At 63.0% G+C, this 12,534-nt stretch carries 10 protein-coding genes; 5 read left to right on the top strand and 5 right to left on the bottom strand.

Annotation, left to right across the window (positions count from 1 at the left end; genetic code table 11):
• Positions 1-118: 118 nt before the first annotated feature.
• The 3 genes from JET17_RS19360 to JET17_RS19370 all read left to right on the top strand — a co-directional run bounded on the left by JET17_RS19360 (position 119) and on the right by JET17_RS19370 (position 5,071).
• Positions 119-1,492 carry a TolC family outer membrane protein gene (locus tag JET17_RS19360; protein ID WP_012315635.1) on the top strand — a complete coding sequence of 458 codons (1,374 nt, stop codon included), beginning with the start codon at positions 119-121 and terminating at the stop codon, positions 1,490-1,492.
• Positions 1,493-1,570: 78 nt separating this feature from the next.
• Positions 1,571-3,706 carry a type I secretion system permease/ATPase gene (locus tag JET17_RS19365; RefSeq protein ID WP_012315636.1) on the top strand — a complete coding sequence of 712 codons (2,136 nt, stop codon included), beginning with the start codon at positions 1,571-1,573 and terminating at the stop codon, positions 3,704-3,706.
• Positions 3,707-3,715: 9 nt separating this feature from the next.
• On the top strand, positions 3,716-5,071 hold the full coding sequence (locus tag JET17_RS19370) for an HlyD family type I secretion periplasmic adaptor subunit (protein ID WP_012315637.1): 1,356 nt from the start codon (positions 3,716-3,718) through the stop codon (positions 5,069-5,071).
• A 187-nt stretch (positions 5,072-5,258) separates the two neighbouring features.
• Here JET17_RS19370 and JET17_RS19375 read toward each other — a convergent pair whose 3' ends face one another.
• From JET17_RS19375 to JET17_RS19385, 3 genes are all read right to left on the bottom strand, one after another.
• Positions 5,259-5,858: a tRNA-uridine aminocarboxypropyltransferase gene (locus JET17_RS19375; RefSeq protein WP_012315638.1), complete on the bottom strand. Its 600-nt coding sequence runs from the start codon at positions 5,856-5,858 to the stop codon at positions 5,259-5,261.
• A 75-nt stretch (positions 5,859-5,933) separates the two neighbouring features.
• On the bottom strand, positions 5,934-7,499 hold the full coding sequence (locus JET17_RS19380; RefSeq protein ID WP_012315639.1) for a methyl-accepting chemotaxis protein: 1,566 nt from the start codon (positions 7,497-7,499) through the stop codon (positions 5,934-5,936).
• A gap of 137 nt (positions 7,500-7,636) precedes the next feature.
• Entirely contained in the window at positions 7,637-8,530 is an 894-nt protein-coding gene (locus JET17_RS19385) for a LysR family transcriptional regulator (protein WP_012315640.1), read from the bottom strand.
• Positions 8,531-8,754: 224 nt separating this feature from the next.
• On the opposite strand from JET17_RS19385, the gene speB reads away from it, so the two are divergent.
• Together speB and JET17_RS19395 are read left to right on the top strand one after the other, a co-directional pair.
• The gene (gene speB / locus JET17_RS19390; protein ID WP_012315641.1) at positions 8,755-9,705 is read left to right on the top strand and encodes an agmatinase; all 951 of its coding nucleotides are present in this window, start codon (positions 8,755-8,757) and stop codon (positions 9,703-9,705) included.
• A gap of 133 nt (positions 9,706-9,838) precedes the next feature.
• Positions 9,839-11,218, top strand: coding sequence for a sodium:solute symporter (locus JET17_RS19395; protein ID WP_012315642.1), 1,380 nt, complete (start codon positions 9,839-9,841; stop codon positions 11,216-11,218).
• A 149-nt stretch (positions 11,219-11,367) separates the two neighbouring features.
• Here the strand turns inward: JET17_RS19395 and JET17_RS27590 are convergent, their stop codons facing one another.
• Together JET17_RS27590 and ptrR are read right to left on the bottom strand one after the other, a co-directional pair.
• On the bottom strand, positions 11,368-11,496 hold the full coding sequence (locus JET17_RS27590) for a PA1414 family protein (RefSeq protein ID WP_012315643.1): 129 nt from the start codon (positions 11,494-11,496) through the stop codon (positions 11,368-11,370).
• 124 nt (positions 11,497-11,620) lie between these two features.
• Entirely contained in the window at positions 11,621-12,514 is an 894-nt protein-coding gene (gene ptrR, locus JET17_RS19400) for a putrescine utilization regulator PtrR (protein ID WP_012315644.1), read from the bottom strand.
• Positions 12,515-12,534 lie beyond the last annotated feature (20 nt).

The following is a 12,534-nucleotide window of genomic DNA, read 5'->3' on the forward strand; positions in this document are numbered from 1 at the left end:
GCTCGCGCGCTAAATGTTCTTAGCTCTGTTGTTACAAACATGAAACGGTTTGAACTATAAAAATCGTCATTTTTTTGGCGAATAGCAGGGCCATTTTGAGATCAGGGAGAAGTACCCCATGCGCGTGTTCAACCCCATCACCAGTGCAATTCTGTTGGCCATGGCGTGCGCCAACGTTCAGGCGATGTCGCTCACCGAGGCTGTCCAGAGCGCTGTGGACTACCACCCGGAAATAAGCTCCAACCGTAACAGCAGGTTGTCAGCCGACGAGGACGTGAAATTTGCCCGTGGTGGGTACTATCCAACCGTCGACCTGGTAGCCGGGTACGGCAGACAGCGCTCGGACAACCTCAACACCCGCGGCCTGAACGCTGACGGTACCCGCAACCACAACAAGGAAACCCTGAACTACACCCAGTCCGAACTGCGTCTTCGGCAAATGATCTTCGATGGTTTCAACACAGCCAACGAAGTGGGCCGTACCGAGGCGGTGGCCACCTCCCGCGCCTACTACACTCAGGCCGTCGCCCAAGATGTCGCCCTGCGAGCCATCGAGGTGTACCTGGAAGTGCTGAAACGCCGAGAGTTGGTGACCCTGGCAAAGAACAACCTGCAGGCGCACCTGCGCGTCAGCGATCAGATAGGCCTGCGTAGCGAGCGGGGCGTAGGCAGCACCGCCGACCTTGACCAATCCCGCGCACGCCGGGCTCTGGCGGAAAACAATCTGGACACCGCCGAGGTCGACCTGGCCGATGCCGAGGCCAACTTCTACAGCGTGGTCGGCCGCCTGCCGGATGAGCTGGAAGGCCCGCAATCGGTCAAGGTGGAAATGCCGGGCACTCTGGACGAGGCGCGCGAAGGCATGCGCCAGAACAATCCCTACCTGAAATCTGCACAGGCCGACGTCAATGCCGCCGAGCAGCAGTACGAAGTGGCCAAGTCGCCCTTCTACCCACGCCTGGACGCGGTGCTGGCCACCGGCGCCAACAACAACCTCGGTGGCGAAAAAGGCCACAGCAACAACGACTGGCAGGCCGGCGTCGAACTCAGCTACAACCTGTTCCGCGGCGGCAGCGACAAAGCCCGCCTGCAGTCCGACGCGCACAAGATCAACCAGGCACTGGACATCCGCAACAACGCGCTGCGCGAGCTGACCGAAAACCTCAGCCTGGCCTGGAACGCGATGAACAACGCCCGTAAACAGACCCCTACCGCCCGTGAGTACGCAGAAACGACGCAACGTGTGCGCGCCGCCTATCAGGACCAGTTCGGCCTGGGCCAACGCACCCTGCTCGATGTGCTGGACAGCGAGAATGAGCTGTACAACGCCAACCGCCGTTACACCGAGGTGCGTTACACCGAGGAGTATTCGATGTATCGCGTGCTGGCGACCATGGGTGAGCTGCTGAGCAAACAGCGTATTTCACTGCCGCCAGAGGCCATCGCCAACAACGACGTACGCACCGAGGCCAGGTTGCCCGACATGCGTTGAGCCAGTCGCACCCAACTGGCACGCAGCACCGCGCCTCACCCCCTTACACCGTGGCGGGAGTAGTTCATCGTGACCAGTATGCAAAGCGCACAACCGCGCCCCGATGTCGATGACCCCCTGCTCGATGGCCTGCTGATTCTGTGCCGCCTGCACGGTCGGCCGGCCAGCCGCGCCAGCCTGAGCAGTGGGCTGCCACTGTTTCAACAACGCCTGGGGGCGGATTTGCTGCCACGCGCTGCCGCGCGTGCCGGCTTGCAAGGGCGTGTGCTGCAGCGTGAGCTGGCGACCATTTCGCCGCTCAACCTGCCGGTGCTGCTGTTGCTCAAAGACGGCCGCAGCGCGGTGCTGCAGCGCTGGAGCGAAGATGGCCAGGCGCTGATCCTGCCCTGCGAGGCTGAGGGCGGCGAACAATGGGTAGCGCGCGAGGCGCTGGAACAGGCCTACGCAGGTCACGCCCTGTTCGCACGACCCCGTCATACCCTGGAGGAAGTCCGCTCGCCGCTGCTGCCGCGGGTCGAGGCCTGGTTCCGCGATACCTTGCGCCATTCCCGCTGGCTGTACGGCGATGCTTTGCTGGCCAGCCTGCTGATCAACCTGCTGGGCCTGATGGTGCCGCTGTTCGTGATGCAGACCTATGATCGCGTGGTACCCAACCAGGCACTTTCAACCTTGTGGGTACTGGTCGCCGGCCTGTTCATAGGCACCGCCTTCGAGCTGGTGCTGCGCATGGTCCGCGCCCACCTGCTGGACCAGGCAGGCAAGAAGACCGACCTGATCCTCTCCGCCGCTCTGTTCGAACGCATCACCGGCATGGCCATGAAAGCCAAACCTGCCAGCATCGGCGGCTTCGCCCAGAGCATCCACGACTTCCAGGGCCTGCGCGAATTCCTTACCGCAGTTACCCTGACCAGCATCATCGACCTGCCCTTCGTCGCCCTCATGCTACTGGTGATCGGCCTGCTGGGCGGCTGGCTGGTACTGATCCCGCTGATCGCCTTCCCGCTGGCGGTGGGCTTTGCCCTGTTCATCCAGGCACGCCTGCGCGACACCGTGCAAAAAAGCCTCAGCCTCGGTGCGGTACGCCAGGCATTGCTGATCGAAACCCTCGGTGGCCTGGAAACCCTCAAGGCCTGCGGTGCCGAGAGCGAGCGCCAGTACCAGTGGGAACACACCAATGGCGCCATGGCCCGCCTCGACGCCCACGCCCGCAACCTGTCGTCGCTGGCCAGCAACGGCACGCTGTTCATCCAGCAATTCTGCGGCATGGCCACCATCGTCGCCGGGGTATACAGCATCATCGCTGGCAACCTCAGTGTCGGCGCTCTGGTAGCCAGTTACATGCTCGGTAGCCGGGTTTTGGCACCGCTCGGCCAGATTGCAGGGCTGATCACCCGCTATCAGCAAGCGCAACTGACGATGCGCAGCACCGATGCCCTGATGGCCCTGCCGCAAGAACGCCAGGCCGAACAGCAAGCCCTGGAGCACACTACCCTCAAGGGCGGCCTGACCCTCAGCCATGTCAGCTTCCGCTACCCGGAACAGACCAGCCCGGCACTGCAGGATGTGAACGTGGCCATAAAGCCGGGTGAGCGGATTGGCATCATCGGCCGCAGCGGCTCGGGCAAAAGCACCCTGGGCCGCCTGCTGATGGGCTTTCATCACCCGGAAGAAGGCCAGGTATTGCTGGACAACCTCGACCTGCGCCAACTGGACATCGCCGACCTGCGCAGCCAGCTTGGCTACGTCGCCCATGACCTGCCGCTGCTGGCCGGCAGCCTGCGTGACAACCTGACCCTCGGTGCCCGCCACGTAAGCGATGCACGCATGCTCGAAGTGGCCGAACTGACCGGCGTCAGCGAGCTGGCCCGCCAGCACCCGCAGGGTTTCGACCGCCCGGTGGGCGAACGCGGCCAATTGCTTTCCGGCGGGCAGCGCCAGGCCGTGCTGCTGGCCCGCGCGCTGTTGCTGGAGCCGCCCATCCTGATCCTCGACGAACCTACCAGCCACATGGACAACAGCAGCGAAGAGCAACTGCGCCAGCGACTGCTGAACTGGGTGCCCGGCAAGACCCTGCTGCTGGTCACCCACCGCACCTCGATGCTGAGCCTGGTGGACCGGCTGCTGGTGCTGGACAACGGCAAGATCGTCGCCGACGGGCCAAAGGATGCGGTTATCGATGCCCTGCGCAAGGGCCGTATTGGCGCAGCTCTCTAGGAGGTTTCCATGCCCATCGGCCACAGCGTGCGCAGTACCCACAGCAGCGCTGACAAGCGCACCGAACACGACTACATGCCAGAACTGGCCAGCGCCACCCTGCAAGACTCCCCGCGCCTGTCACGCCTGACCGTGTGGCTGGCAGCGGCGCTACTGCTGGCGGCAGTGATCTGGGCAAGCCTGGCGGTGCTCGACGAGGTGACTGTCGGCGAAGGCAAGGCGATCCCTTCGAGCAAGGTGCAGGTGGTGCAGAACCTGGAGGGCGGCATCGTCACCGAGATTTTCGTGCGCGAAGGCCAGATGGTGGACAAAGGCGCCACCCTGCTGCGCCTGGACGACACGCGGTTCAAGTCCAACAAAGGTGAAAGCGAGGCCGACCGCTATGCCCTGACCGCACAGGTCGAGCGGCTGTCCGCCGAAGCCGAAGGACGGCCCTTTGTGCTGTCCGAGGAGGTCCGCGCCAAGGCGCCCCAGGTAGCCGAGGACGAACTGTCGCTGTACGACTCGCGCCAGCGCCGCCTGGCCAGTGAAAAGCAGACCCTCAACGAGCAGTTGCGACAGAAAACCCAAGAGCTGGCCGAGTTCCGTTCCAAGGTCGAACAGTACCGCTCGGCGGTAGGCCTGCTGCAGCAGGAACTAAACATGTCCGCGCCGCTGGTGAGCAAGGGTGCCATTTCACCGGTAGAAATCCTGCGCCTCAAGCAACGTACCGTGGAAGCTCGCGGCCAGCTCAACGCCACCAGCCTGGCCATCCCCCGCGCCGAGGCAGCCGTGGCCGAGATCAGGAGCAAGATCCAGGAATCGGATGCCAGCTTCCGCTCCGAGGCCGCCAAGGAGCTCAACGACAAACGCACGGAGCTGTCGAAGATCACCGCCACCAGCATCGCCATCGACGACCGGGTCAACCGCACTACCGTGGTTTCGCCGGTGCATGGCATCGTCAAGATGCTCAAAGTCAACACAATTGGCGGCGTGGTGCAGCCGGGCAGCGACCTGGTGGAGATCGTGCCGATCGAGGACAACCTGCTGATCGAGGCCAAGGTGCGGCCACAGGACGTGGCATTCCTGCACCCGGGGCAGCCGGCGATGGTGAAGTTCAGCGCGTATGACTACACCATTTATGGCGGCATGAAGGCCAAGCTTGAGTTGATCAGTGCCGATACCGTGACCGATGACAAGGGCAATGCGTTTTACCTGATTCAGGTGCGCACCGAGAAGAACCACCTGGGAGGCGATAACAAACCGCTGCTGATCATCCCCGGGATGGTCGCCACGGTAGATATCATCACCGGGCAGAAGAGTGTGCTGGATTATCTGCTCAAGCCGGTGCTCAAGGCACGGACCGAGGCGTTGCGGGAGCGGTGAACGGTTTGCCAGGGCCCGTTCGCGGGGTTATTCGCGAGGGTGGCAGCTGTACGCAGGTTGGCGAACCGGGAACTTGGAACCCGGCAGACCCGAAGGCCTCCCACGCACAGCCGCCATGGCACGAGGCTGCGGGCGCACACGAAGCGCCTGCAATCGTGTGGAGAGAACGGCACTGACAGTGCAGGTGTCAGCCTTCACCGTGATTTCTTTGGAACGTCTCAGGCCCCATAGCCCTGATCTGCCCCTCGATCAACACTTCGAACGGGCGCAGCAACTCATCGAAACAGGCCGGCTGCTCCAGCACATTCAATGCCTGCACCACGGCCTCTATGGTCGACACCGCTCCCGGCTCCGGCGCCTTGCGTACACGGTAGCGCGAGGGCGCCACCTGCGCCAGCGTCACCCTGGGCAACGCTTCGAGCAGCGGATTGAGGTACAAAAGCTTGCGAGCCTTGCGCCAGGTGCCATCGGGGACTATCAGCATCAGTGACCTGTCGTCTGTATCGCCGTAGGCTGCAAGCACTTGGGCCTGCTCACCTGGGAACAACAGCACCGGCCGATACTCAGGTGCATCCAGCAAATCACCCAGGTCTTCAAACACCTCGCCGACGCGCAACTCGGCATTGACCAGGCCAAGGGCAGCCAGGCGTGCGGTATTCAGGGCGTGCGAGGTTTCACTGGGGTGCTGCAGCAGGACCACGCGGGTGCGGCTGTCGAGCGAGGGGATCAGTGGGCAAAGGCAGTGATCGAGCGGGCGCAGGCAGCGCTCGCAGCGGGGTCTGGACATCGGCTTCTCCTTACCGGGCGCAGTGTGCCACAGCCCTGAGGAAAAGCCCCACATCCTTGTGGGAGAGGCGGTAAATCAGCGGTTGAAGCGCTCCGCCAGGCTGTGCAGATACTCGGCCATCCGCTCCAGGTCCTGGCTGATTTCAGCCCCCTGCTTGGCCTGCCCTGCCGTCTGGTCACACAGCTGGGCGATGCGCACGATCTGCTGGTTGATGTCTTCGGCCACGTGGCTCTGCTGCTCCGACGCCGTCGCCATCTGCTGGCTCATGCCGGTGATGCGGCTGACCGCCTGGGCAATCCCGGCCAGCGCCGACTGCACCGCCTCGACACTGTGCACGCTGTCCCGCGAGATCTGCTCACCGCGGCTGGCCGTGCTTACCGCCCGCTCGGCGCCAACGCGCAGGGAGGCAATGATCTGGTGGATCTCCTCGGTCGAGGTGCGCGTGCGCTGCGCCAGCGAGCGCACCTCATCGGCCACCACAGCAAAGCCCCTGCCCTGCTCACCCGCCCGCGCCGCCTCGATCGCGGCATTGAGCGCCAGCAAATTGGTCTGTTCGGCAATCGAGGTGATGGTGTCGACCACACTGCCGATCGACTGGGTCTGCTGAGCCAAGGCATTGACCGCCTGGCCGATGTCGCTGACCGCCTCACTCATGCTGCCCATCGCCTTGAGGCTCTGCTGGGCCAGTTCGCTGCCCTGCTGCGCCAACTGATCGGCATCGCCCGCAGCATGCGCGGTGCTTTGCACGTTATGCGTCACTTCCTGAATGGTCGCCGCCATCTGCGCAATGGCGGTGGCCGACTGATCGGTCTCACTGCGCTGGCGATCGAGCATCTGCGCCTGGGCATCGGACAGGTCGGCTGACTGGGCTGCCCGCGACTTCACGCCGACGCCGGCGTCCACCAGGCGTGTCAGGGCAGTTTGCAGCCTTGCTTCCTCGCTGATGATCGCCAGGTCGAGCTGACCGTGCAGGCCCGGATTGTCACTGTACGTCAGCGCTACCAGCGGGCTGGTGAAGGCCTTGGGATGTTCGGCCAGTGTGCGGCGGATCGCCTGGTTATGCCGTTGTTCAATCAGGTACCAGGCCAACAGCATACTGGCCATCAGCACGCCCAGCGCTGCATAGGGCGGTAACCAGAGGTAGCCGGCGGCCGACAACAGGCCTGCGCCGATCAGCGGCCAGCCATCGCCAACGCCACGCCCCAGCCGCGCGGCCCAGGGTACAGCCGGGCGACCGGCGCGCAGACGCGCATACAGCCGTTCTGCGCGGCGGATCTGCTCACGGCTGGGCACCGAACGCACCGACTCGTAGCCGCTGATGCGGCCGTTTTCATAAATGGCGGTGACATAAGCACTCACCCAGTAGAAGTCACCGTTCTTGGCGCGATTCTTCACCACGCCCATCCAGGGTTTGCCTTGTTTGATGGTGTCCCACATATGCCCGAAAACCGCCGGTGGCATGTCGGGGTGACGCACCAGGTTGTGGGTCTGGCCCACCAGCTCGTCGTAGGTGAACCCGCTGATGGCCACGAACGCGTCGTTGCAGTAGGTGATGCGGCTGTTCAGGTCGGTGGTAGAGATCAGCCGCTGGTCGCTGGAAAACGTTCTTTCATGCTCAGTGACGGGCAAATTCATGCGCATCTGGGCGGTCCTTGCTTGTGTAGATGAAGGGGAAAATCATCAAAGCAAGTAGAGGTTTAGCAGAACGCCATCAGCGTAGTAGTCAGGTTTGTAGGAAATTTATTCATCCCGACGGAATGACCAAAACCTCCTGTTCATCAGCCAACATTGAGCTGGCTTTTGAGCAGGTCGCGGAAGGTCTGAATCAAGGGTTCACGGCTGCGCCCGCGGCGGATGATCAGCGAAAATGGCGCCTGATAGCCGAAAGTGGCCGGAGACAATACGCGCAGGTCGCCCTTGTCGACCCAGGCCTGGGCATAGTGCTCGGGCAGGTAGCCGATATAGGCACCTGACAGGATCAGAATGAGCTGCGCCTCCATGCTTTCGACGGTCGCCGCGCTGTGTTTGAAGCCATGCCGGGCCAACTCCGCCTGGCTCCAGTAACCGCGCCCGACCATGCGCTGCTGGGTCACCACCGGTTCGGGGATACGCCGCTCGGCGAACAAAGGGTGGCGACTGCTGCAGTACAACCAATGCTGCTCGCGGTACAGCGGCTGGTAAACCAGGCCACTCATGCGCGAGGAGAACGCCCCGATAGCCAGGTCCAGGCGGTTGTCCTGCACGCCAAGCTGCAGCTCATAGGGGCTGGATACCGAAAGGTGCAGGTGCACTGCGGGGTGCTCCTGGCTGTAGGCTCCGATCGCTTCAGCCAAAGGCAGCGCGCGGTCGCCCACGGTCGAGTCAATCACCCCGAGGTTGAGCGTACCGCGCAGCTCACCCTTGAGCGCTGCGGCGTATTGCTCGAAGCCATCGAGCTCTGCCAGCAGGCGCAAGGTCTCCTGATGGAACAGCTCGCCCTTGCTGGTCAGGCTGAAACCGCCACGCCCGCGGTGGCACAGCACGATGCCCAGGGCACCTTCGAGCTGGCTCATGTAGGTACTGATGGCCGAGGTCGACAGGTTGAGATCGCGCTGGGCATTGGCGAAGCCTTGGTGGCGCACCACGCTGACAAAGATGCGCAGCAGTTTCAGGTCGGGCAAGGTCGAGGCCATGGTGCAACGGTTCCGCGGTGTCATTTGCGCGCAGTCTAACCGCTGCGGTGGCATTTAGTTCAGAAATTCCTGAAGTAAGTATTTGCCGGTAGCGATTTTTCCCACGCACTACCTTGAGCAGACTTGGCCGAAATGTCCCTGCCCGCCGGCATAACCACATTTCAAGGCGCGCGGCGGCACAGGTTCGAACAAACAAAACAATCGACCGACTGATGAGGCCCACCGTGGACAAAGTTCTCCATCAACCACTGGGCGGCAACGAAATGCCGCGTTTCGGCGGCATCGCCACCATGCTCCGTCTCCCCCACCTGCAAAGCGCCGAAGGTCTGGACGCCGCGTTCATCGGCGTGCCGCTGGACATCGGCACCTCACTGCGCTCCGGCACCCGCTTCGGCCCACGGCAGATCCGCGCCGAATCGGTGATGATCCGCCCGTACAACATGGCCACCGGTGCCGCCCCGTTCGACTCGCTGTCGGTGGCCGACATCGGTGACGTGGCGATCAATACCTTCAACCTGCTCGACGCCGTGCGCATCATCGAAGAAGCCTACGACGAGATCGTCGAGCACAATGTCATCCCGATGACGCTGGGTGGCGACCACACCATCACCCTGCCGATCCTGCGCGCCCTGCACAAGAAACACGGCAAGATCGGCCTGGTGCACATCGACGCCCACGCCGACGTCAACGATCACATGTTCGGCGAAAAAATCGCCCACGGCACCACCTTCCGCCGCGCGGTAGAAGAGGGCCTGCTCGATTGCGACCGCGTGGTCCAGATCGGCCTGCGCGCCCAGGGCTACACCGCCGACGACTTCAACTGGAGCCGCCGCCAGGGCTTTCGTGTGGTGCAGGCCGAAGAGTGCTGGCACAAATCGCTGGAACCGCTGATGGCCGAAGTGCGCGAAAAAGTCGGCGGCGGCCCGGTGTACCTGTCGTTCGACATCGACGGTATCGACCCGGCTTGGGCCCCGGGCACCGGCACCCCGGAAATCGGCGGCTTGACCACCATCCAGGCGATGGAGATCATTCGCGGCTGCCACGGCCTGGACCTGATCGGCTGTGACCTTGTCGAAGTCTCCCCGCCTTACGACACCACCGGCAACACCTCGCTGCTCGGTGCCAACCTGCTGTTCGAAATGCTCTGCGTGCTGCCGGGCGTCGTGCGCCGCTGAAACTTGCTGCACCCCGGCAGGAGCCATGAGGGAGGGCCACAGAGGCCCGCCAACACAAGACAAGACCGCCAGGCGCCGTGAACCCGCCTGAGCGGTCGATCTCGCCATAATAAAGATAATCGGGAGACCCCCAATGGCCTTGGACATCATTGTTGTAATGATCTATACCGCCGGTATGCTCGGGCTGGGCTGGTATGGCATGCGGCGCGCAAAAACCCACGAAGACTACCTGGTGGCAGGGCGCAACCTGGGCCCGACCTTGTACATGGGTACCATGGCCACCACCGTGCTCGGCGGCGCCTCCACCGTAGGCACCGTACGCCTTGGCTATGTGCATGGCATCTCCGGCTTCTGGCTGTGCGCAGCCCTGGGCCTGGGCATCATCGCCCTCAACCTGTTCCTCGCCAAACCGCTGCTGCGCCTGAAGATCTTCACCGTGACCCAGGTGCTGGAGCGTCGCTACAACCCCATGGCGCGCCAGGCCAGTGCGGCAATCATGCTGGCGTATGCGCTGATGATCGGCGTCACCTCGACCCTGGCCATGGCGACTGTCCTGCAGGTGTTGCTGGACTTGCCGTTCTGGATGTCGCTGCTGCTCGGCGGCGGCGTGGTGGTGGTCTATTCGACCATCGGCGGCATGTGGTCTTTGACCCTGACCGACATCGTCCAGTTCGTGATCAAGACCGTGGGCCTGATGTTCATCCTGCTGCCGGTGTGCCTGTACAACGCCGGTGGCTGGGACACCCTGGTAGCCAAGCTGCCGGCGGCCAGCTTCGCCTGGACCACCATCGGCTGGGACACCATCATCACCTACTTCCTGATCTACTTCTTCGGCATCCTGATCGGTCAGGACATCTGGCAGCGGGTGTTCACCGCCCGTGACGAGAAGGTCTGCCAACGTGCCGGTACGACTGCAGGCCTGTACTGCGTGCTATATGGCCTGGCCTGCGCCCTGATCGGCATGGCCGCGCATGTGCTGATGCCGGACTTGGCCAACCCGAACAACGCGTTCGCCGAGATGATCAAGAGCCAGTTGCCTGATGGTATCCGTGGCCTGCTGATGGCCGCTGCCCTGGCAGCGATGATGTCGACCGCCAGTGCCGGCCTGCTGGCTGCCTCGACCACCATTACCGAAGACCTGTTGCCAAAACTGCGTGGCGGCAAGCAGTCGAGCCTGGGTGTCAGCCGCCTGTTCACCCTGCTCACCGGTTTGGTGGTGCTGGGCATCGCCCTGGCGGTGAACGATGTGATCAGCGCACTGACGCTGGCCTACAACCTGCTGGTCGGCGGAATGCTGATCCCGCTGATCGGGGCAATCTTCTGGAAACGTGCGACCACTGCAGGGGCCATCGCCAGCATGTCGCTAGGCTTTGCCACGGCACTGTTGTTCATGTTCAAGGATGGGCTGGACGCCAATACGCCGATCTACTACAGCCTGGCGGTTGGCCTGGTGAGCTTCGTGCTGGTCAGCCTGCTGTCGCGCAAACCGGTGGGTGCGGTTACGCTTGCTTGAAGTGCCACAGGCTTTAAGCAGCGCCCTTGAGCTCGAGTGCCGCGCGGGCAGCGCTCAATCTCAAGGGCGCCCGCAGATTCAAGGCATGCCCCGAAAAAGATCAACAAAAAAGCCGCGCCATCATCACTGATATCGCGGCCTTGTCGGTTTCAGCGACGACGCGCCTGGCGCCTGCGCTGCTCTTCATCAGTCGGGATCGGCACCGGCTGCAAGGGTGGTGGTATCAGCCCCAGGGCGACAGCCAAGTCGTGGAGCCAGTTGAACATTTGGTTTTTCATAGTGCCCCCTTGACGGGTCAGCCTCTCGGTCAATCAATCCTGCGATGTTTCATACAGATCATAGTCCGATGTCCTGTATTACGCATGCCCTTATACTTACAGATAGGGGCAAGTTTGACGCGGATCAAGCGGAAACGGTGGATTCCGACGGCTGGCTAATCGTTTCGCTTTGTTGCAAATCGACCCACGCCTGCAAATTCGCCCCTCGCATCCCCTGCCGCCACATCAGCCAGGTCACCGCCTGATCGAACGGCGCCTGCAGGCGATGGACCTGAACGCGGTCACGCCCCGGCAGGCTGTCGAGCATAGATTGCGCCATCAAAGCGACGCCCGCACCGGCTATCACACAAGCCAGCATGCTCTGGTAAGACTCGATCTCCATTACCCGCCCCGTGGGCGTATGTGCATGGGCATACCAGGCCTCCAGGCGCATCCGGTAGGAGCAGCCCTGGCGGAAGGTGAACACCGCCTTGCCCGCGACATCCCTGGCGCTGTGCACTGTTGGGTGTTCAGGGCTGGTGATCAGTACCAGTTCTTCTTCGCAAAAGGGCACGCCATCGAGCCCCGCCAGGCTCGGAGGCCCGTCCACCAGTGCGGCGTCCAGGCGGTGGCTGAGCAACCCCTCGAGCAACTCGCCACTGGGGGCAGCCTGCACCTGCAAGTTAACGGCCGGATAGGCCTGATGGTAGCGCGCCAACAGCGCTGGCAGGTGAATGGCCGCCGTGCTGTACATGGTGCCCAGGACGAAGTCGCCGGCCGGCTGCCCACCCTGTACCGCCGCCATGGCTTCGTCACGCAGCGCCGCCAGGCGGTTGGCGTAATCCAGCAGCACCTTGCCAGCGGGGGACAACTGCAGGCGCTGGCGTTCACGCAAGAAAAGCTCTACGCCCAGTTGCTCTTCAAGCTGGCGCAAGCGTGTGGACAGGTTCGACGGCACCCGGTGCAGGCGCTCGGCGGCGCGCGTGATGGAACCTTCCTCTGCGACCGCCTGGAAGATGCGCAGCTGGCTGAACTCCATGACATTCTCCAAAACAGAAC

Source organism: Pseudomonas putida (assembly GCF_016406145.1).
In the GTDB taxonomy this organism is placed as follows: Bacteria; Pseudomonadota; Gammaproteobacteria; order Pseudomonadales; family Pseudomonadaceae; genus Aquipseudomonas; species Aquipseudomonas putida_E.